Source organism: Cognatilysobacter lacus, from assembly GCF_008274655.1.
Lineage (GTDB): Bacteria > Pseudomonadota > Gammaproteobacteria > Xanthomonadales > Xanthomonadaceae > Cognatilysobacter > Cognatilysobacter lacus.
Genome location: NZ_VTRV01000005.1, coordinates 1 through 16,938 on the forward strand (window position 1 = coordinate 1; position 16,938 = coordinate 16,938).

A 16,938-nucleotide genomic window follows, 5' to 3' on the forward strand; every position below is an offset into this window, starting at 1 on the left:
CCGCGCGACCCGGCGGTCAGCGGCGGCAAGCATCCGGACCGGGTGGATTACGCGTCGCATCTCAAACCCGACGCGCTGCGCGGCGCGCGCATCGGCGTACTCCGCAAGAGCGCGGGCTACCACCCGGACGTGGATGCCGCGTTCGACCGCGCCGTCGCCGCGTTGAAGGCGGCCGGCGCGACGGTCGTGGACGCCGAGATCCCCACGGCCGGCAGGTGGGACGAGGCCGAGAACATCGTGCTGCTTTCGGAGTTCGCGCCGGGTCTCGAGACCTACCTGCGCGACAGCAGCGGGTCAGTGCACCGCTTCCAGGACGTGGTCGACTTCAATCGCAGCCACGCGGTGCAGGAGATGCCCTACTTCGGGCAGGAACTGTTCGAGCAGACATTGAAGGCGCCGCCGATGCAGTCGGCGAAATACCGCGCCGCGCGCGAGACGGCGCGACGTCTCGCGGGCCCCCAAGGCATCGATGTCGCGCTGGCGAAGCAGCACCTGGACGCGTTGGTCGCGCCGTCGACGGGGCCCGCCTGGCGCACCGACACCGTGCTCGGCGACCACTTCGTCGGCGCGGGCTACGGCGCCGCCGCGGTTGCCGGCTACCCGAGCATCAGCGTGCCGATGGGCGATGCTCGCGGGCTGCCGCTGGGTCTGGTGTTCCTGGGCCCGAAGTGGAGCGAAGGGCGACTGATCGAACTCGCCTACGGCTTCGAGCAGGCCACGCATGCGCGCAAGCCGCCTCGCTTCCTGCCGACCGTTGACGAACCCGCGCGTCGGATCGAACGCTAGCGGGCGCGCCGCGCTACGTGCGCGGCGTTGACGATCGCGAGCACCACGGTCATGCCTGTCGGCAGCCACAGCGCGCCGTAGCCCACGCGGGCGTACAGCGCCGCCGCGGCTAGGCCGCCTGCGAAGAAGCCGGCGATGACCACCGAGCACAGCAGCAGGCGCCGCGGCTGCACGGGTGCACGACGCAGCGCGTGGCCGAGTGCGATGCCGAGGTCGGTGAACATGCCGGAGACGTGGCTGGTGCGAACGACGGCGCCGCTGAAGCTGGTCGTCATCGCGTTCTGAAGACCGCAGGCTGCCGCGGCCAGGTGCAGGCCAGCGAGGCTGCCGCTTTCAAATGCGGCCAGCGAGAGCACAAGAAGCACGGCGACGGCGGCAAGCAGCGCGCTCTGCCGCTGATCCAGATCAAGCGGATTGGTCGGAATCACCGCGCCTGCGGCGACCGCGCCGGCAACGAATGCCAGCGCCACGCCGGCGAAGCGCGCGATCCCGAGCCCGTCACCGTCGGCGATCGCCGTCGCCAGCAGCGTCGTTGTTCCAGTGAGGTGGGACACCGCCTGGTGCGCAGCGCCCAGCAGCCCGACCGCGTTGACAGCGCCGGCGTCAAAAGCCAGCAACCACGCCACCGGCCAGACCCAGCGCGGCAGCCGGCTGATCACCCGTTCCGGCGCTGCCCGGGTGGCAAGCGGCGCGCACCCGTCATCGCGGCGCGCTCAGCTGGTTCTGCTTGCGAACTATGAGCATCGCGATCTCGAGCGCCTGCTCATAGTTGAGGCGCGGATCGACGCAGGTGCGGTAAGCGCGCTCGAGGTCGAGTTCGGTGAGCTCGCGCGCGCCCCCGAGGCATTCGGTGACGTCTTCGCCGGTCAGCTCCAGATGCACGCCGCCAAGGCGCGTGCCCGCCGCTGCGTGCAGATCGAACGCCTGTTCCACTTCGCCTGCGATGTTCGCGAAGCGACGCGTCTTGTAGCCGTTGGCGGTCGGCTCGGTATTGCCGTGCATGGGATCGCACACCCACAGCACGCGACGACCGTCCCGACGCATGGCGTCCAGCAGCGCCGGCAGCTTGGCGCCGATGTGCGCCGCGCCCATGCGGTGGATGAAGGTCAGCCGGCCGGGCTCGTCCTCCGGATTCAGCACGTCGACCAGTCGCAGCAGTTGGTCCGGCGTCACCGACGGCCCCACCTTCACCGCGACAGGATTGCGGATGCCACGCAGGAACTCGACGTGGCCGCCGTTGATCTGCGCGGTACGCATGCCGATCCACGGGAAGTGCGTGCTCAGGTCGAACCAGCCCCAGTTGCGCGGCACCTGGCGCGTCATCGACTCCTCGTACGGCAGGAGCAGCGCCTCGTGTGACGTGTAGAAGTCGACACGGTTGAGGTTGTGCACCTCGGCGCCCGACAGCGTTTCCATGAAGCGCACGGCATCGCCGATCGCGGCGACCATGTGCCGGTACTCGTCGGCAAGCGGCGAATGCCCGACCCATCCGAGATCCCAGTATTCGGGGTGGTGCAGGTCTGCGAAGCCGCCGTCTATGAGGGCGCGAACGAAATTCATCGTCATCGCCGAACGCGCATGCGCCTTGATCATCCGGCGGGGATCGGGGCGACGCGCTTCGGGCGTGAATGCAGGGCCGTTGACGATGTCGCCGCGGTAGCTCGGCAGGCTCACGCCGTCGATGATCTCCATGTCCGCCGAACGCGGCTTCGCATACTGGCCGGCGAAACGACCGACGCGCACCACCGGCTTGCGCATCCCGTGCACGAGCACGAGCGACATCTGCAGCAATACTTTCAGGCGATTGGAGATGACGTCGGACGAACACTCGTCGAAGCTCTCGGCGCAATCGCCGCCCTGCAGCAGGAACCGCTTGCCGTCCTGCGCCTCTGCGAGTTGCTGCTTGAGGCTCTGGATCTCCCACGACGTCACCAGCGGCGGCAACCGCCCCAACTCGGCGAGCGCGCCCTCGAGCTCGACGGGATCGGCGTATCGCGGCATCTGCTCCGCGGGGCGGGTGCGCCACGAACGGACGCTCCACGCGTGCGGAAGCGTCACGGCCTGCAGGTTGGTCTCGTTATTCGGCATCGCCTCTCACCTTCGACGGAACGCAGCGAAGGCGATCCACAACGCCAGCACCACGAAACTGATCAGGGTCCACACCGGCATCGACTGGCCGAGGAACGTCCACTCGATTTTCGCGCACTGGCCATCACCCGTGAGCACTTTTCGCACGAGCGCCATGAACGGCAGCGTTTCGCGCAGGAACGCAAACGGCGGGCCGCACGACGGTACCTGGTCCGGCGGCAGGTGCTGGATCCAGACGTGCCGCGCCGCGACGCCGGCGCCCGCGAGCGCCGGTATGAGCGCGATCAGCCCCGCAAGCGAGCGTGCGCGCGGCCGCTTAGGCCCGACCAATGCGATCACCAGACTGACAAGCCCGAGCGCAATCACCGCAATGCGCTGGAAGATGCACAGCGGACATGGTTCCAGCCGGAGCACGTGCTCGGCGTACAACGCGTAGGCCATCAGCGCGCAGCAGGCCAGGAATACGAGAAAGAATTGCGCGCGGAACGAGGCGCGAAACGGGTTGGGTGCCATGGTGTGGATGCGATTCCCCGGAGCGGTCATGGTCGCAGGGCGGCGGCGTCAACGCAAAAGACGACGACCGGGCTCGTTGGCAGCAGTCGCCGGCCGTGGAGCCATGCGACGTCGTGCACAGCGCCCGTAGCGAGTCCGGTGGGTTCGGCGCCCCCCCAACAACGCGAAAGCCCCGGGGACGCCGGGGCTTCGCTTACGCCGGACCAAAAGGCTCGACGGGATCTGCAGGCTGTTACTGGGCCGCGTCAGGGCGGTCGACGAGCTCGACGTACGCCATCGGCGCGTTGTCGCCGGCGCGGAAACCACACTTGAGGATCCGCAGGTAACCGCCCGGACGCTCGCGGTAGCGGGGACCAAGCTCGATGAACAGCTTGCCGACCGCTTCCTTGTCGCGCAGGCGCGAGAACGCAAGGCGCCGATTGGCCACGCCGTCGGTCTTGCTGAGGGTGATGAGCGGCTCGGCGACGCGACGGAGTTCCTTCGCCTTCGGGAGCGTGGTGCGGATGAGGCCGTTCTTGATCAGCGACGCCGCCATGTTCGTGAACATGGCATCGCGATGGGCGCTGGTGCGGCTGAACTTGCGGCCGGCTTTCTGATGGCGCATGGCAGTGGATTCCTAGGCAATGTTGGAACTTCTGGATTTCGCTGTCGCCATCCCGGCGTTGACGCTTTGGACTGCGGTTGGTCCGATTCCGACCGTCCTGGCCGGATGTACCGCGGGCTTAGATGACCGTCGGTGGTGGTGCCTTTCATGCGGAATCCCGCCGTGTGAGGGCGGGATCCGGTGCCGCGTCGCGAGCAGTCACGGCGCAGCAGTTTTACAAAAGCAAGTGAACGTCGAGCGGCTAACGTTGCTTCGAACCACGCTTGAGCGTCGATCCGGCCGGTCCCGTTACGGCGCCGGCGTTCGGGCAGAGGACGCCTGCGCGTCCCGCATCTTTTACTCAGCCCATCATCCCGTGCGAGGCGACACCGGCCGGCGGCCAGTTCTCAAGCCGCATACCGAGCGAAAGACCGCGCTGTGCGAGGACTTCCTTGATCTCGGTGAGCGACTTCTTGCCGAGATTCGGGGTCTTGAGCAGCTCGACTTCCGTCTTCTGGATCAGGTCGCCGACGTAGTAGATGTTCTCGGCCTTGAGGCAGTTGGCCGAACGCACCGTCAGCTCGAGATCGTCGATCGGACGCAGCAGCAGCGGGTCGACGCCACCGGTGGCCGGCTTCGCCGCACCGCGCTCGCGATGGGTGAAGTCGCCGAATACCGACAACTGGTCGGTGAGGATGTCGGCGGCCGTGCGGACGGCTTCCTCGGCGTCGATCGTGCCGTTGGTTTCGATGTCGAGGACAAGCTTGTCGAGGTCGGTACGCTGCTCGACGCGCGCGGCTTCCACCGCGTAAGCGACGCGACGGACCGGCGAGAAGCTCGCGTCCAGCATCAGGCGACCGATCGCACGGGTTTCCTCGTCCGGACGACGACGCGCGGCAGCCGGCTGGTACCCGTAGCCACGCTCGATCTTCAGGCGCATGTTGAGCGCCGTGTCCTTCGTGAGGTGGGCAACGACGTGATCGGGGTTCACGATCTCGACGTTGTGGTCAGTGCGGATGTCCCCGGCCGTGACGATGCCCGGGCCCGACTTGTTCAGCGACAGCATCGCGCTCTCACCGGTGTGCATCCGGATGGCGACGTCCTTGAGATTGAGCAGGACATCAAGCACGTCCTCCTCGAGGCCTTCGACCGTGGTGTACTCGTGGAGCACGCCATCGATCTCCACCTCGGTAATCGCAAACCCGGGGATAGACGAGAGCAGAACGCGGCGCAGCGCATTGCCGAGGGTGTGACCGTAGCCGCGTTCCAGCGGTTCGATCACGACCTTGGCGCGATTGCCGGTCAAGCGCTCGATCTGGGGACCACGCGGGCGCAATACCTGATTGGCGGTAACCGTCATGTTGTGGCTTCTCCTGTGGGCCGGCGTCGTCACGACGGCCCGGAACGGTGATTACTTCGAGTACAACTCGACGATGAGAGCTTCGTTGATGTCTGCAGGCAGGTCCGCACGATCCGGAACGGCCTTGAAGATGCCAGCGAACTTCTTCGCATCGACTTCGATCCACGACGGCGACAGGTCCATCTGCTGGGAGACCGTCAAGGCCTCCTGCACGCGGAGCTGCTTCTGCGCACGCTCAGCGAGCGCGATCGCATCACCGGCCTTCACCTGGTACGACGGAAGATTGACGATCTTGCCGTTGACGGTGACGCCGCGATGGCTGACCAGCTGCCGGGCGGAGGCGCGGGTGACCGCGAAACCCATCCGGTAGATGACATTGTCGAGACGCGTCTCGAGGAGCTGCAGCAGGTTCTCGCCGGTGTTGCCCTTCCGGTTCGAAGCCTTCTTGTAGTAGTTCCGGAACTGACGCTCCAGCAGGCCGTAGATACGCTTGACCTTCTGCTTCTCACGAAGCTGGGTGGCGTAGTCGGACAGCTTGCCCTTGCGGGCGGTGGCGCCGTGCTGGCCTGGCTTCTGCTCGAGTTTGCACTTCGAGTCGAGAGCACGGGCCGGCGACTTCAGGCCGAGGTCGGCGCCTTCGCGGCGCGCGAGCTTACAGGTGGGACCGATATAGCGTGCCATGTCTTATTCCTCCTCAGACGCGGCGCTTCTTCGGCGGACGGCATCCGTTGTGCGGGATGGGCGTCACGTCGATGATGTTGAGAATCTTGTAGCCGACGTTGTTGAGCGAACGCACGGCTGACTCACGGCCCGGACCGGGACCCTTGATGCGGACTTCAAGCGCTTTCACGCCGTAGTCGAGAGCTGCACGACCGGCCTTCTCGGCGGCGACCTGCGCTGCGAACGGGGTCGACTTGCGCGAGCCGCGGAAACCGGCGCCGCCCGAGGTCGCCCACGAGAGCGCGTTGCCCTGACGGTCGGTGATCGTGATGATGGTGTTGTTGAACGAAGCGTGGACATGGGCGATGCCGTCGGTGACGACACGCTTGATCTTCTTCTTCGGAGCTTTCGCGGCAGGCTTGGCCATGTCGGTCCCTTACTTCTTGATGGCCTTGCGCGGACCCTTGCGGGTACGTGCGTTGGTCCGGGTGCGCTGGCCGCGCAGCGGCAGGCCGCGGCGGTGACGAAGGCCGCGGTAAGAACCGAGGTCCATCAGGCGCTTGATGGCCATGCCGACTTCGCGACGCAGGTCGCCTTCGACGGTGAACTTGCCGACCTCGGCGCGCAGGCGCTCGACTTCGGGCTCGGACAGGTCACGGATCTTGGTCGCCGGCGTGACGCCGGCCGACTGGCAGACCTGCTTGGAACGGGTACGGCCGATGCCGTAGATGCTCTGCAGCCCGACCCAGACGTGCTTCTGGGCAGGCAGGTTGACACCCGCAATACGCGCCATTTGGCGATCTCCAAAACTGGTGTGCGCCCGGCTTGCGCCCGGCGATTGAACTCTCGAGAAAAACCCGAAATCTGCGTGTCCCGGCTTGCTTGAACCGCTGCGGCAAGCCGCATCGGCCGGCATGGGGAGTGTGCCCATGCTCCGGCGACAGACCCTGGCTGTACCGGGCATCGCGGCGAACCGCCCTGCCCGGCCCCGCGCACTCCTCAGGCGCGCGTATGGCCAAGGGTCCACCCGCGCGCGGGACTGCCGCTCGGGTCGCCCATCTGCGGAGATCGAAGCGAAGTTCGACCTGCCGCCTTTTGTTCCGTTTCGCCATCCTGGCCGGGGTTCAAACCGATCGGCCGTCCAGGCCATTTGCGGGACTCTCGCCACGCAGCGCGGCATTATGCCAGCAAACCCCGCCGCATGCACGCGATAATCACAATCGCCGCACCACCGCCGCTCAGCGGCCGCGAGAGCCGCCGCGCAGGTTGGCCTTCTTCAGCAGGCTCTCGTACTGATGAGACATCAAGTGCGCCTGGATCTGCGCGATGAAGTCCATAACCACGACCACCACGATCAGCAGAGACGTGCCGCCGAAGTAGAACGAGGTTCCGAGCTGGCTGCGCATGATCTCCGGCAACAGGCAGACGAGGACCATGTAGACCGCGCCGGCCGCCGTGAGCCGGGTCAGCACGGCGTCGATGTAGTCCGCCGTACCGCGACCCGGGCGGATACCCGGGATCAGCGCGCCCGACTTCTTCAGGTTTTCCGCAGTCTCCTGCGAATTGAAAACCAGCGCCGTGTAGAAGAACGAGAAACCCACGATCAGCGCCGCGTACAGGATCATGTGGAGCGGCTCTCCGGGCGAAAGCATCTGGCTCAGCTTCAGCAGCCACGACTGCGAATTGTTCTGGCTGAACCATGTCGCGGCCGTCGCCGGGAACATCACGATGCTCGACGCAAAGATCGCCGGAATGACGCCCGACATGTTCAGCTTCAACGGCAGGAAGGACGACTGGTTCTGGTAGGCGTTGCGGCCACCCTGACGTCGGGCGTAGTTGACCGTGATACGGCGCTGGCCGCGCTCGACGAACACCACGAAATACGTGAAGCCCAGCACCAGCGCCGCCGTGATCATCGCGGCCGGCGGGCTCATGTCGCCGTCCCGCAACTGGCCGAGCATGTTGATGATCTGGCCCGGCATGCCGGCGACGATGCCCGAGAAGATCAGCAGCGAGATCCCGTTGCCGATGCCTCGCTCGGTGATCTGCTCGCCCAACCACATCAGGAATACGGTGCCGGCCGTTAGCGCCACCACGGCTGTGATCACGAACCCGGGGCCGCCGCCATAAACGACCGGCGTCCCGCCCGGGGCTGTCGCGCTCTGCAGCCAGGTCGCGATGCCCCACGCCTGGAATACGGCTAGCGGAATCGTGCCCAGACGCGACCACTGGTTGATCTTGCGACGGCCCGACTCGCCTTCCTTCTGGATGGCTTTCAGGCTCGGCACGATCTGCGTCAGCAGCTGCACCACGATCGATGCCGAGATGTACGGGGCCACATTCAGGGCGAACAGGCTCATGCGGTGCAGTGCACCGCCCGAAAACATGTTGAACATGTCGACGATCGTCCCCTGGCGCGTGGCCATGAAATCGACCATCGCCTGCGGATTCACGCCCGGAACGGGTATGTAGCAGCCAATCCGGTAGACGGCCAACGCCGCGACCACGAAAAGCAGTCGCTGGCGGAGCTCGGTGAACTTGCCGAGGCCGCCACCCAGGCCGGCCATCGAATTGCTGCTACGCGCCATCAGGCCCTTACTCCGAAATCGAACCGCCGGCAGCTTCGATCGCCGTCTTCGCGCCTGCCGTTGCCGACACGCCCTTGAGGATGAACGCCTTGGAGACGTCGCCCTTCTTGACGATCTTCACCTTCTTCACGTTCGGCGCCACGAGACCGGCCGCCTTGAGCGAAGTAATGCTGATCTCGCCGGCTTCAAGAGCCTCGAGTGCGTACAGCAGCACTTCCGAAGACTCCTTGGCGAGCTTCGAGCGGAAGCCGACCTTCGGCAGCCGCTTGATCAGCGGCATCTGTCCGCCTTCGAACTGGGCCTTGATCTTGCCCTTGCCCGAACGCGCGAATGAGCCCTTGTGGCCGCGGCCGCAGGTCTTGCCCAAGCCGGAACCGATGCCGCGGCCGACGCGCTTGCGTTCGGTACGGGCGCCGTCGCCGGGCTGCAATGTATTCATACGCATGGTCGATTACTCCTCGACGCGAACGAGGTAGTGAACCTTGTTGATCAGGCCGCGCACCTGCGGGCTGTCCTTCAGTTCACGCACATCGTTGATCTTGTTGAGACCCAACGCGCGCACCGACAGGCGATGAATGCCCTGCGTGCCGCGAAGACCCTTGACCAGACGGACCTTGACGGTGCCGCCCTCGACTGCCTGGTCCTTAACCATGGACGAGGTCCTCCACCTTCTTGCCGCGCTTCGCTGCGATCTGCGACGGCGACCGCATGTCGGTCAGGCCGCGCATCGTGGCGCGCACGAGATTGATCGGGTTACGCGAGCCGACGGCCTTGGCGAGGACGTTCTTCACGCCCACCGCTTCCAGCACCGCTCGCATCGCACCGCCGGCAATGACGCCGGTACCCTCGGACGCGGGCATCATGAACACGCGGGCCGCGCCGTGACCGGCCTTGACCGAATGCCACAACGTGCCGTTGTTGAGGTCGACGTTCGCCATCGACTTGCGTGCGTGCTCCATCGACTTCTGGATCGCGACTGGCACTTCGCGCGCCTTGCCGTACCCGAAGCCGACCTTGCCATTGCCGTCGCCGACCACCGTCAATGCGGTGAAGGTGAACTGGCGGCCGCCCTTGACGGTCTTGCTGACGCGGTTGACCGCGATCAGCTTCTCGATCATGCCGTCGTCGACTTCTTCGCGATTGCGATCGCGACCGCGCTGCTGACGTTCTTCTGCCATTTGAATATTCCGGTAGTTGAAAGGACTTGCGGCGTCGCCGCTTATCGTTGTGATTTACCGCGGGTGCACCGACGGCGCGGGAATCCGCGCCGTCGCCCGATGCCCATCCGCATCGGCGGGTCGAACGGCAAGGCCGCTCTTAGAACTGCAGGCCACCCTCGCGGGCAGCGTCGGCGAGCGCCTTGATGCGACCGTGGTAGCGATAGCCCGAGCGGTCGAACGCGACCTTCTCGATACCCGCTGCCTTGGCCTTTTCGGCGATGACACGGCCGACCTTCGAAGCTGCATCGGCGTTCTTGCCGTTCTTCAGGCCGTCGCGCACGTCCGACTGGACCGTCGAAGCCGAGGCGAGCACCTTCGAGCCATCCGCGCTGAACACCTGCGCGTAAAGATGCTGGCCGGTGCGGAGCACGGACAGACGGGGTACGCCGAGGTTGCGGATGTGCGAGCGCGTCGACTTGGCGCGGCGCAGACGAGCGATTTTCTTAAGCATGGTCTTGTCCTTGAAAGCTGAAGGTCTAGGGCGGATCAGCGCCAGGCGTCGGATCCGTGCGGAAGTCCGCTTAGGCCTTCTTGGCTTCCTTACGAATGATCACTTCGCCCGCGTACTTCACGCCCTTGCCCTTGTAGGGCTCCGGCGGACGGAAGCCACGGATCTTCGCGGCGACTTCGCCGACGCGCTGCTTGTCGGCGCCGACCACGAGGACTTCGGTCTGCGTCGGCGTCGTGATCGTGATGCCTTCCGGCGCCTTGAACACGACGGGGTGCGAGAAACCCAGCGCCAGGTTGAGGTCGCTGCCCTGCATCGACGCGCGGTAACCGACGCCGACCAGCTCGAGCTTGCGCTCGAAGCCTTCGGTCACGCCCTTCACCATGTTGGCGAGGATGGCGCGAAGCGTGCCGGTAAGCGGGATCAACGCGGCATCTTCGGTGACGAACACGGCTTGGCCGTCCTCGATGGTCACTTCGATCGCGGCGGGCTTGACGACGCTCAGGGTGCCCTTCGGCCCCTTTGCACTGATGGAATCGGCCTGGACATTCAGCTCGACACCCTTCGGAAGGGCGACCGGCTTCTTGGCTACTCGGGACATGTTCGTTACTCCCTTATGCCACGACGCACAGGACCTCACCGCCGACGCCCTGCTGGCGTGCTTGCGTGTCGGTCATGATGCCCTTGGAGGTGGAGATGATGGAAACCCCGAGGCCGTTGAGGACCTTGGGCAGCTCCGACTTGCCGCGGTACTGGCGACGACCCGAACGCGAGAAGCGCTCGAGACGCTCGATGACCGGACGGCCTTCGTAGTACTTCAGCGTAATTTCGAGCGCGGTCTTGCCCGGGCCCGTTTCGGCGGTGCGGAAGTCGAGGATGTAGCCCTCGCTCTTCAGCACGCCGGCGATTGCGATCTTGATCTTCGACGACGGCATCGACACCGTCGGCTTCCGTACAGCGGCCGCATTCTTGATGCGGACCAGCATGTCGGCGATGGGATCAGTCATGCTCATGAGAGTTTCCTTATGAGAAGCACCGATATCCGCGGGATTGCGAATTTCAGTTGTTCCCGCGGCAGGTAACCCGCCGCGGTTATCACGCTTATGTTACCAGCTCGCCTTGCGGAGACCCGGAACATCGCCGTTCATCGTGGCCTTGCGCAGCATGTTGCGACCGAGGCCGAACTTGCGGTACACGCCACGCGGACGGCCCGACAGCGCGCAACGATTGCGCTGGCGGCTGGGCGACGAATCGCGCGGAAGCTTCTGCAGCTTCACGACGGCATCCATCTTGTCCTCGTAAGAGGCGGTGGTGCTCGCGATGATCTTCTTGAGAGCGTCGCGCTTCGCGCCGTGGCGCTTGGCGAGCTTCTCGCGCTTGACCTCGCGGTTGATCATGGAAGTCTTAGCCATTGTTCAATCCTCGAGAATCAATTGCGGAACGGGAAGCGGAAGGCTTCGAGAAGCGCACGCGCTTCGGCATCGGTCTTCGCCGTCGTGGTGACCGCGATGTCCATGCCGCGGATCGCGTCGACCTGGTCGAAATCGATCTCCGGGAAGATGATCTGTTCCTTGACGCCCATGTTGTAGTTGCCACGGCCGTCGAATGACTTGCCGGACACGCCACGGAAGTCGCGCACGCGCGGCAGCGAGACGTTGACCAGGCGGTCGAGGAACTCGAACATCTTCGCGCGGCGCAGCGTGACCTTGCAGCCGATCGGCCAGCCGTCGCGGATCTTGAACGAAGCGACCGACACGCGGCTCTTCGTCACGATCGGCTTCTGGCCGGTGATCTTGGTCATGTCGGCGACGGCGTTTTCCAGGACCTTCTTGTTCGTCGCGGCCTCGCCCACGCCCATGTTGAGCGTGATCTTGGACAGCCGCGGCACTTCCATGACGTTCTTGTAGCCGAACTTCTGGATGAGCTGCGGGACGACTTCGTCCTTGTAGAACTTTTCGAGACGCGTATTCATTTATGCATTCCTCAGGCGTCAACCGCCTCACCACTGGAGCGGAACACACGCAATTTGCGTCCATCCTCCAGCATCTTGAAAGCAATGCGCTCGCCCTTGCCGGTGGCAGGATTGAGAAGCATGACGTTGGACGCGTGGATCGGCGCTTCGCGCTCGACGATGCCACCCGGCTGGCCCGCTTGCGGGTTCGGCTTGGTGTGGCGCTTCACCACGTTGATGTTGGACACGACGACCTTGTCGCCGAGCACGCGGACGATTTCGCCCTGCTTGCCCTTGTCCTTGCCGGTAATCACGACGACCTGGTCGCCCTTGCGGATACGGTTCATGTCAGTTCTCCGCTCAGAGCACTTCAGGGGCGAGCGACACGATCTTCATGAACTTTTCGGTACGCAACTCGCGCGTGACCGGTCCGAAGATGCGGGTGCCGATCGGCTCCTGCTTGTTGTTGAGCAGCACGGCGGCGTTGCCGTCGAAACGGATGAGCGAACCGTCGGGTCGACGGACGCCCTTGCGGGTGCGCACGACGACTGCGTCGTAGACGTCGCCCTTCTTCACCTTGCCGCGCGGAATCGCGTCCTTGACGGACACTTTGATGATGTCACCGATGCCTGCGTAGCGGCGCTTCGAGCCGCCCAGCACCTTGATGCACATCACTTCCTTCGCGCCGGAGTTGTCGGCCACGTCGAGGTAGCTCTGCATCTGGATCATGTTTCAGCTCTCCTCTTAACCGGCCGCGCGCGTGACGATCTGCACGACGCGCCAGTTCTTGGTCTTCGACATCGGCGCGCATTCCTGGACGCGTACGACATCACCTTCGTTGCAGGTGTTGTCGGCGTCGTGGGCGTGCAGCTTGCTCGAGCGGCGGATGTACTTGCCGTACAGCGCATGCTTGACCTGGCGCTCGACGAGCACAGTGACGGTCTTGTCCATCTTGTTGCTGAGGACGCGACCTTCGACCGTGCGAATAGCCTTCTCTGTATTGTTGTCGGTCATGGTGGGTCCTTACTTCTGGTTCTGGTCCAGCAGCATCTTCGTGCGAGCGATCTCGCGACGGACGCGGCGGACTTCGTGGCTCTTGGCGAGCTGGCCGGTGGCCTGCTGCATGCGGAGCGCGAAACGCTCCTTGTGCAGGTCGGTCAGATGGGTGTTCAGCTCGGCAGCCGACTTCGAGCGGAGTTCCTTGAGTTCCATTAGCGCACCGTCCGGGTAACGAAGGTGGTGGTCACCGAGAGCTTGGCGGCGGCAAGGCGGAATGCCTCGCGAGCCACGTCCTCGCCCACGCCCTCGATCTCGTAGATCATGCGGCCGGGCTGGATCTGGGCGACCCAGTACTCGACGTTGCCCTTACCGGAGCCCATGCGGACTTCGATCGGCTTCTGCGTGATCGGCTTGTCGGGAAACACGCGGATCCACATCTTGCCGCCACGCTTGACGTAGCGGCTGATCGCGCGGCGCGCCGATTCGATCTGGCGCGCGGTGAGCTGGCCGTGGGCGGTCGCCTTGAGGCCGAACTCGCCGAAGCTGACGGCGTTGCCGCTCCATGCCAGGCCGTCGTTGCGGCCCTTGTGCATCTTGCGGAATTTGGTTCGCTTGGGTTGCAACATGGCGGATTACCTCTGCTCGCGGCCGCGACGATCAGGACGATCGCCTCGGTCACCGCGGTCCGAGCGCTCGCCGCGCGGCGAGTTCTCTTCCTGCTTCTCCTGGCCGACCTGGGAGAAATCGAAGATTTCGCCCTTGTAGATCCAGGTCTTGATTCCGATGATCCCGTACGTGGTCTTCGCCTCGGCGAACCCGTAGTCGATATCGGCGCGGAGGGTGTGGAGCGGCACGCGGCCTTCGCGATACCACTCCGAACGGGCGATTTCCGCACCGTTGAGGCGGCCTGCGACGTTGACCTTGATGCCCAGCGCGCCGAGGCGCATCGCGTTGCCGACGGCGCGCTTCATCGCGCGGCGGAACATGATGCGGCGCTCGAGCTGCTGCGCGATGGACTCGGCAACCAGCTGCGCGTCGAGTTCGGGCTTGCGCACCTCGGACACGTTGATGTGCGCCGGGACGCCCATCACCGCGCTGACTTCGCGACGAAGCTTCTCGATGTCCTCGCCACGCTTGCCGATCACGACGCCCGGGCGGGCGGTGTGGATCGTCACGCGAGCGTTGTTCGCGGGGCGCTCGATCTGGATGCGCGAGATACCGGCCGATGCCAGCTTCTTGCGAAGCATCATGCGCACGCGAAGATCGCCAGCAAGGTAATTGCTGAACTGCCTCTTGCCTGCGAACCACTTCGAGTTCCAGTCCTTGGAGATGCCAAGGCGGATACCGGTGGGATGTACTTTATGACCCATTAGTCTGCTCCGCCTTACTTGCCTGCGCCCACGACCACAGTAATGTGGCTGGTGCGCTTGAGGATGCGGGTGCCGCGGCCCTTGGCCCGCGCCATGAAGCGCTTCAGCGTCGGACCTTCGTCGACCATTACGGTCTTGACGCGCAGGTCGTCGGCGTCGGCGCCGAGATTGTTCTCGGCGTTCGAGGCGGCGGAGAACACGACCTTGTAGATCATGCCCGCGACTTTCTTGTCGGAGAACTTGAGCAGGCTCAGCGCGCGCTCGACCGGCAGACCACGGATCTGGTCAGCGACGAGGCGTGCCTTCTGGGGGGAGATGCGCGCGCTGCGTAGGATGGCTTTCGCTTCCATTGTCATCTCCTTACTTCGACTTCCGGTCAGCAACATGACCCTTGAACGTACGGGTCATGGCGAACTCGCCGAGCTTGTGACCGACCATGTTCTCGTTGATGAGAACCGGGATGTGGTTCTTCCCGTTATGGACGGCGATCGTGAAGCCGATCATTTCCGGCAGCACGGTCGAACGGCGCGACCAGGTCTTGATCGGCTTCTTGTTGTTGCCCGCGGTCTCCACCTTCTTGATGAGGTGGTGATCGGTGAACGGGCCCTTCTTGAGTGAACGTGGCATGGCCTATCAGCTCCTGCGGTCGCGAACGATGAACTGCTGCGTCCGCTTGTTCTTGCGGGTCTTGTAACCCTTGGTCGGAACGCCCCACGGCGTGACCGGGTGCGGATTGCCCTGACCGGCCTTCGCCTCGCCACCACCGTGCGGGTGGTCGACCGGGTTCATGGCCGCGCCACGCACCGTCGGACGGACACCGCGCCAGCGCTTCGCACCGGCCTTGCCCAGCTTCTCGAGGTTGTGCTCGTCGTTGCCGACTTCGCCGATCGTTGCGCAGCACTCGGCCGGAACCTTGCGCATTTCGCCGGAGCGAAGGCGAAGCGTGGCGTAGCCCTGCTCGCGAGCGACCAGCTGCACGCCGGCGCCGGCCGCACGTGCGATCTGCGCACCCTTGCCCGGCTTCATCTCGATGCAATGCACCGTCGAACCGACCGGGATGTTGGTCAGCGGCAGCGTGTTGCCGACGCGGATCGGGGCGTCGCGGCCCGCGATCACCTGGTCGCCATCCTTCAGGCCCTTCGGCGCGATGATGTAGCGACGCTCGCCGTCGACATAGCACAGCAGTGCGATGTGCGCGGTGCGGTTGGGGTCGTACTCGATGCGCTCGACGCGCGCCGGGATACCGACCTTGTCGCGCTTGAAGTCGATGATGCGGTAATGCTGCTTGTGGCCACCGCCGACGTGACGCGTCGTGATGCGGCCATGGTGGTTGCGGCCACCGGTCTTGCCCTGCTTCTCCACGAGACCCTGGTACGGGTCACCCTTGTGGAGACCGGGAGTCACGACGCGGACCGCGCTGCGGCGACCCGGCGAAGTGGGCTTGAAGGTCATCAATGCCATCTATCTATCCTCAGGCCGTGGCCATCACGTCGATGGACTGGCCTTCGGCCAGCGTGACGTAGGCCTTGCGCCAATCAGCGCGGTGGCCCATGCGTGACTTGAAGGCTTTGCCCTTGCCCTTCACGTTCACAACGTTGACCGCACGGACGCTAACGCCGAAAAGCTTCTCGACGGCCGCCTTGATGTCGGTCTTGTTGGCGTCGGTAGCGACCTCGAACACGTACTGGTTCGAGATTTCCTGCAGCCGCGCGGTCTTCTCGGAGATACGCGGTGCGCGGATGATGTTGTAGAGCTTGGCGTCGTTCATGCCAGCCACTCCTCGATCTTCTTGACCGCATCGGAGGTGAACACCACCGAGTCGGCGCCGACGAGCGTCACCGGGTCGAGACCCTGGACATCGCGGACTTCGACATACGGCAGGTTGCGCGCCGACAGGTACAGGTTTTCCGTCGCGTCCTCGGTGACGAGGAGCGGACGGCGGCCGGTGCCGAGATCCTTGAGCATCGTGATGAGGCCCTTGGTCTTCGGCGCCTCGATCTCGAGCGAGTCGACGACCGAAATGCGGCCCTGGCGATTCAGCTCGGAAAGGATCGACGCCATCGCGGCGCGATACATCTTGCGGTTGACCTTCTGGGCGAAGCTGCGCGGCTTGGCCGCGAACGTCACGCCGCCGCCGACGAAGATCGGAGCGGTCAGGGCACCGTGGCGCGCGCCACCGCCCTTCTGCTTCTTCGACTTCTTCGTGGTGCCGCGCACTTCGGAACGCGTCTTCTGCGCCTTGGTGCCCGAGCGGCCCGCGTTGCGGTAGGCCACGACGACCTGATGGACCAGGTCTTCGCTGAAATCGCGACCGAAGATCGCATCGGAGACCGAGAGCGTCTTGTCGCTGTTGTTGATGGCAAGTTCCATCG

Annotated in this window: 29 protein-coding genes; 1 reads left to right on the top strand and 28 read right to left on the bottom strand. The window is 64.8% G+C overall.

The annotated features are described in order from the left end of the window. A partial coding sequence (locus tag FW784_RS00785) for an amidase family protein (protein ID WP_268890867.1) occupies positions 1-786 on the top strand: 786 nt, incomplete at its 5' end. Here FW784_RS00785 and FW784_RS00790 read toward each other — a convergent pair. From FW784_RS00790 to rplD, 28 genes are all read right to left on the bottom strand, one after another. Next, a complete protein-coding gene (locus FW784_RS00790; protein ID WP_149351456.1) occupies positions 783-1,445 on the bottom strand; it encodes a DUF1275 domain-containing transporter in 663 nt (220 codons plus the stop codon). The two genes, FW784_RS00785 and FW784_RS00790, sit on opposite strands and share 4 nt — an antisense overlap. 40 nt (positions 1,446-1,485) lie before the next feature. Then, positions 1,486-2,874 carry a class II 3-deoxy-7-phosphoheptulonate synthase gene (locus FW784_RS00795; RefSeq protein WP_149351457.1) on the bottom strand — a complete coding sequence of 463 codons (1,389 nt, stop codon included), beginning with the start codon at positions 2,872-2,874 and terminating at the stop codon, positions 1,486-1,488. 6 nt (positions 2,875-2,880) lie between these two features. After that, positions 2,881-3,417: a disulfide bond formation protein B gene (locus FW784_RS00800; RefSeq protein WP_235893523.1), complete on the bottom strand. Its 537-nt coding sequence runs from the start codon at positions 3,415-3,417 to the stop codon at positions 2,881-2,883. A gap of 202 nt (positions 3,418-3,619) precedes the next feature. Further along, positions 3,620-3,991, bottom strand: a complete 372-nt coding sequence (gene rplQ / locus FW784_RS00805; protein WP_149351459.1) for a 50S ribosomal protein L17 — start codon at positions 3,989-3,991, stop codon at positions 3,620-3,622. Positions 3,992-4,331: 340 nt separating this feature from the next. After that, positions 4,332-5,330 carry a DNA-directed RNA polymerase subunit alpha gene (locus tag FW784_RS00810; protein WP_149351460.1) on the bottom strand — a complete coding sequence of 333 codons (999 nt, stop codon included), beginning with the start codon at positions 5,328-5,330 and terminating at the stop codon, positions 4,332-4,334. Positions 5,331-5,381: 51 nt separating this feature from the next. Next, positions 5,382-6,011, bottom strand: coding sequence for a 30S ribosomal protein S4 (rpsD, locus tag FW784_RS00815; protein WP_149351461.1), 630 nt, complete (start codon positions 6,009-6,011; stop codon positions 5,382-5,384). 13 nt (positions 6,012-6,024) lie between these two features. After that, on the bottom strand, positions 6,025-6,417 hold the full coding sequence (rpsK, locus tag FW784_RS00820) for a 30S ribosomal protein S11 (RefSeq protein ID WP_133479382.1): 393 nt from the start codon (positions 6,415-6,417) through the stop codon (positions 6,025-6,027). Between the two features lie 9 nt (positions 6,418-6,426). Next, positions 6,427-6,783: a 30S ribosomal protein S13 gene (gene rpsM, locus FW784_RS00825; protein ID WP_149351462.1), complete on the bottom strand. Its 357-nt coding sequence runs from the start codon at positions 6,781-6,783 to the stop codon at positions 6,427-6,429. A gap of 445 nt (positions 6,784-7,228) precedes the next feature. After that, positions 7,229-8,557 carry a preprotein translocase subunit SecY gene (secY, locus tag FW784_RS00830; RefSeq protein WP_425481560.1) on the bottom strand — a complete coding sequence of 443 codons (1,329 nt, stop codon included), beginning with the start codon at positions 8,555-8,557 and terminating at the stop codon, positions 7,229-7,231. A 28-nt stretch (positions 8,558-8,585) separates the two neighbouring features. Continuing rightward, on the bottom strand, positions 8,586-9,023 hold the full coding sequence (gene rplO, locus FW784_RS00835) for a 50S ribosomal protein L15 (RefSeq protein WP_149351464.1): 438 nt from the start codon (positions 9,021-9,023) through the stop codon (positions 8,586-8,588). A gap of 6 nt (positions 9,024-9,029) precedes the next feature. Beyond that, positions 9,030-9,230, bottom strand: coding sequence for a 50S ribosomal protein L30 (rpmD, locus tag FW784_RS00840; RefSeq protein ID WP_149351465.1), 201 nt, complete (start codon positions 9,228-9,230; stop codon positions 9,030-9,032). Continuing rightward, positions 9,223-9,756 (bottom strand): 30S ribosomal protein S5, encoded by a 534-nt coding sequence (rpsE, locus tag FW784_RS00845; protein WP_149351466.1) that lies wholly within the window; start codon positions 9,754-9,756, stop codon positions 9,223-9,225. Before rpsE ends, rpmD begins: the two co-directional genes overlap by 8 nt. Positions 9,757-9,895: 139 nt before the next feature. Next, positions 9,896-10,249 carry a 50S ribosomal protein L18 gene (rplR, locus tag FW784_RS00850; RefSeq protein ID WP_149351467.1) on the bottom strand — a complete coding sequence of 118 codons (354 nt, stop codon included), beginning with the start codon at positions 10,247-10,249 and terminating at the stop codon, positions 9,896-9,898. 70 nt (positions 10,250-10,319) lie between these two features. Then, entirely contained in the window at positions 10,320-10,847 is a 528-nt protein-coding gene (gene rplF / locus FW784_RS00855) for a 50S ribosomal protein L6 (RefSeq protein ID WP_149351468.1), read from the bottom strand. A gap of 13 nt (positions 10,848-10,860) precedes the next feature. Continuing rightward, the gene (gene rpsH / locus FW784_RS00860; RefSeq protein WP_149351469.1) at positions 10,861-11,259 is read right to left on the bottom strand and encodes a 30S ribosomal protein S8; all 399 of its coding nucleotides are present in this window, start codon (positions 11,257-11,259) and stop codon (positions 10,861-10,863) included. A 93-nt stretch (positions 11,260-11,352) separates the two neighbouring features. Next, entirely contained in the window at positions 11,353-11,658 is a 306-nt protein-coding gene (gene rpsN, locus FW784_RS00865) for a 30S ribosomal protein S14 (RefSeq protein ID WP_149351470.1), read from the bottom strand. Positions 11,659-11,675: 17 nt separating this feature from the next. After that, on the bottom strand, positions 11,676-12,218 hold the full coding sequence (gene rplE, locus FW784_RS00870) for a 50S ribosomal protein L5 (RefSeq protein ID WP_149351471.1): 543 nt from the start codon (positions 12,216-12,218) through the stop codon (positions 11,676-11,678). An 11-nt stretch (positions 12,219-12,229) separates the two neighbouring features. Then, entirely contained in the window at positions 12,230-12,544 is a 315-nt protein-coding gene (gene rplX, locus FW784_RS00875; protein WP_149351472.1) for a 50S ribosomal protein L24, read from the bottom strand. A gap of 13 nt (positions 12,545-12,557) precedes the next feature. Next, complete coding sequence (gene rplN / locus FW784_RS00880) at positions 12,558-12,926, bottom strand: 50S ribosomal protein L14 (RefSeq protein ID WP_027082417.1); 369 nt, start codon at positions 12,924-12,926, stop codon at positions 12,558-12,560. A gap of 15 nt (positions 12,927-12,941) precedes the next feature. Beyond that, positions 12,942-13,211 carry a 30S ribosomal protein S17 gene (gene rpsQ, locus FW784_RS00885; protein ID WP_149351473.1) on the bottom strand — a complete coding sequence of 90 codons (270 nt, stop codon included), beginning with the start codon at positions 13,209-13,211 and terminating at the stop codon, positions 12,942-12,944. Between the two features lie 9 nt (positions 13,212-13,220). Then, the gene (gene rpmC, locus FW784_RS00890) at positions 13,221-13,409 is read right to left on the bottom strand and encodes a 50S ribosomal protein L29 (RefSeq protein ID WP_149351474.1); all 189 of its coding nucleotides are present in this window, start codon (positions 13,407-13,409) and stop codon (positions 13,221-13,223) included. Beyond that, the gene (gene rplP, locus FW784_RS00895; protein WP_149351475.1) at positions 13,409-13,822 is read right to left on the bottom strand and encodes a 50S ribosomal protein L16; all 414 of its coding nucleotides are present in this window, start codon (positions 13,820-13,822) and stop codon (positions 13,409-13,411) included. Before rplP ends, rpmC begins: the two co-directional genes overlap by 1 nt. A 6-nt stretch (positions 13,823-13,828) precedes the next feature. Continuing rightward, positions 13,829-14,566, bottom strand: coding sequence for a 30S ribosomal protein S3 (gene rpsC / locus FW784_RS00900; protein ID WP_149351476.1), 738 nt, complete (start codon positions 14,564-14,566; stop codon positions 13,829-13,831). 14 nt (positions 14,567-14,580) lie between these two features. Beyond that, positions 14,581-14,916, bottom strand: a complete 336-nt coding sequence (rplV, locus tag FW784_RS00905) for a 50S ribosomal protein L22 (protein WP_149351477.1) — start codon at positions 14,914-14,916, stop codon at positions 14,581-14,583. Between the two features lie 10 nt (positions 14,917-14,926). Continuing rightward, positions 14,927-15,193, bottom strand: a complete 267-nt coding sequence (gene rpsS / locus FW784_RS00910; protein WP_149351478.1) for a 30S ribosomal protein S19 — start codon at positions 15,191-15,193, stop codon at positions 14,927-14,929. A gap of 6 nt (positions 15,194-15,199) precedes the next feature. Beyond that, positions 15,200-16,027, bottom strand: a complete 828-nt coding sequence (gene rplB / locus FW784_RS00915; protein WP_149351479.1) for a 50S ribosomal protein L2 — start codon at positions 16,025-16,027, stop codon at positions 15,200-15,202. 10 nt (positions 16,028-16,037) lie between these two features. After that, complete coding sequence (gene rplW, locus FW784_RS00920; protein ID WP_149351480.1) at positions 16,038-16,334, bottom strand: 50S ribosomal protein L23; 297 nt, start codon at positions 16,332-16,334, stop codon at positions 16,038-16,040. Then, positions 16,331-16,936 (bottom strand): 50S ribosomal protein L4, encoded by a 606-nt coding sequence (rplD, locus tag FW784_RS00925; protein ID WP_149351481.1) that lies wholly within the window; start codon positions 16,934-16,936, stop codon positions 16,331-16,333. Before rplD ends, rplW begins: the two co-directional genes overlap by 4 nt. Positions 16,937-16,938 lie beyond the last annotated feature (2 nt).

What these genes read in the sequence shown, in the direction of transcription:
- FW784_RS00795 (WP_149351457.1), bottom strand. Translation starts at nt 2,874, where the DNA reads ATGCCGAATAACGAGACCAACCTGCAGGCCGTGACGCTTCCGCACGCG.
- FW784_RS00800 (WP_235893523.1), bottom strand. Translation starts at nt 3,417, where the DNA reads ATGACCGCTCCGGGGAATCGCATCCACACCATGGCACCCAACCCGTTT.
- rplQ (WP_149351459.1), bottom strand. Translation starts at nt 3,991, where the DNA reads ATGCGCCATCAGAAAGCCGGCCGCAAGTTCAGCCGCACCAGCGCCCAT.
- FW784_RS00810 (WP_149351460.1), bottom strand. Translation starts at nt 5,330, where the DNA reads ATGACGGTTACCGCCAATCAGGTATTGCGCCCGCGTGGTCCCCAGATC.
- rpsD (WP_149351461.1), bottom strand. Translation starts at nt 6,011, where the DNA reads ATGGCACGCTATATCGGTCCCACCTGTAAGCTCGCGCGCCGCGAAGGC.
- rpsK (WP_133479382.1), bottom strand. Translation starts at nt 6,417, where the DNA reads ATGGCCAAGCCTGCCGCGAAAGCTCCGAAGAAGAAGATCAAGCGTGTC.
- rpsM (WP_149351462.1), bottom strand. Translation starts at nt 6,783, where the DNA reads ATGGCGCGTATTGCGGGTGTCAACCTGCCTGCCCAGAAGCACGTCTGG.
- secY (WP_425481560.1), bottom strand. Translation starts at nt 8,557, where the DNA reads ATGGCCGGCCTGGGTGGCGGCCTCGGCAAGTTCACCGAGCTCCGCCAG.
- rplO (WP_149351464.1), bottom strand. Translation starts at nt 9,023, where the DNA reads ATGCGTATGAATACATTGCAGCCCGGCGACGGCGCCCGTACCGAACGC.
- rpmD (WP_149351465.1), bottom strand. Translation starts at nt 9,230, where the DNA reads ATGGTTAAGGACCAGGCAGTCGAGGGCGGCACCGTCAAGGTCCGTCTG.
- rpsE (WP_149351466.1), bottom strand. Translation starts at nt 9,756, where the DNA reads ATGGCAGAAGAACGTCAGCAGCGCGGTCGCGATCGCAATCGCGAAGAA.
- rplR (WP_149351467.1), bottom strand. Translation starts at nt 10,249, where the DNA reads ATGCTTAAGAAAATCGCTCGTCTGCGCCGCGCCAAGTCGACGCGCTCG.
- rplF (WP_149351468.1), bottom strand. Translation starts at nt 10,847, where the DNA reads ATGTCCCGAGTAGCCAAGAAGCCGGTCGCCCTTCCGAAGGGTGTCGAG.
- rpsH (WP_149351469.1), bottom strand. Translation starts at nt 11,259, where the DNA reads ATGAGCATGACTGATCCCATCGCCGACATGCTGGTCCGCATCAAGAAT.
- rpsN (WP_149351470.1), bottom strand. Translation starts at nt 11,658, where the DNA reads ATGGCTAAGACTTCCATGATCAACCGCGAGGTCAAGCGCGAGAAGCTC.
- rplE (WP_149351471.1), bottom strand. Translation starts at nt 12,218, where the DNA reads ATGAATACGCGTCTCGAAAAGTTCTACAAGGACGAAGTCGTCCCGCAG.
- rplX (WP_149351472.1), bottom strand. Translation starts at nt 12,544, where the DNA reads ATGAACCGTATCCGCAAGGGCGACCAGGTCGTCGTGATTACCGGCAAG.
- rplN (WP_027082417.1), bottom strand. Translation starts at nt 12,926, where the DNA reads ATGATCCAGATGCAGAGCTACCTCGACGTGGCCGACAACTCCGGCGCG.
- rpsQ (WP_149351473.1), bottom strand. Translation starts at nt 13,211, where the DNA reads ATGACCGACAACAATACAGAGAAGGCTATTCGCACGGTCGAAGGTCGC.
- rpmC (WP_149351474.1), bottom strand. Translation starts at nt 13,409, where the DNA reads ATGGAACTCAAGGAACTCCGCTCGAAGTCGGCTGCCGAGCTGAACACC.
- rplP (WP_149351475.1), bottom strand. Translation starts at nt 13,822, where the DNA reads ATGTTGCAACCCAAGCGAACCAAATTCCGCAAGATGCACAAGGGCCGC.
- rpsC (WP_149351476.1), bottom strand. Translation starts at nt 14,566, where the DNA reads ATGGGTCATAAAGTACATCCCACCGGTATCCGCCTTGGCATCTCCAAG.
- rplV (WP_149351477.1), bottom strand. Translation starts at nt 14,916, where the DNA reads ATGGAAGCGAAAGCCATCCTACGCAGCGCGCGCATCTCCCCCCAGAAG.
- rpsS (WP_149351478.1), bottom strand. Translation starts at nt 15,193, where the DNA reads ATGCCACGTTCACTCAAGAAGGGCCCGTTCACCGATCACCACCTCATC.
- rplB (WP_149351479.1), bottom strand. Translation starts at nt 16,027, where the DNA reads ATGGCATTGATGACCTTCAAGCCCACTTCGCCGGGTCGCCGCAGCGCG.
- rplW (WP_149351480.1), bottom strand. Translation starts at nt 16,334, where the DNA reads ATGAACGACGCCAAGCTCTACAACATCATCCGCGCACCGCGTATCTCC.
- rplD (WP_149351481.1), bottom strand. Translation starts at nt 16,936, where the DNA reads ATGGAACTTGCCATCAACAACAGCGACAAGACGCTCTCGGTCTCCGAT.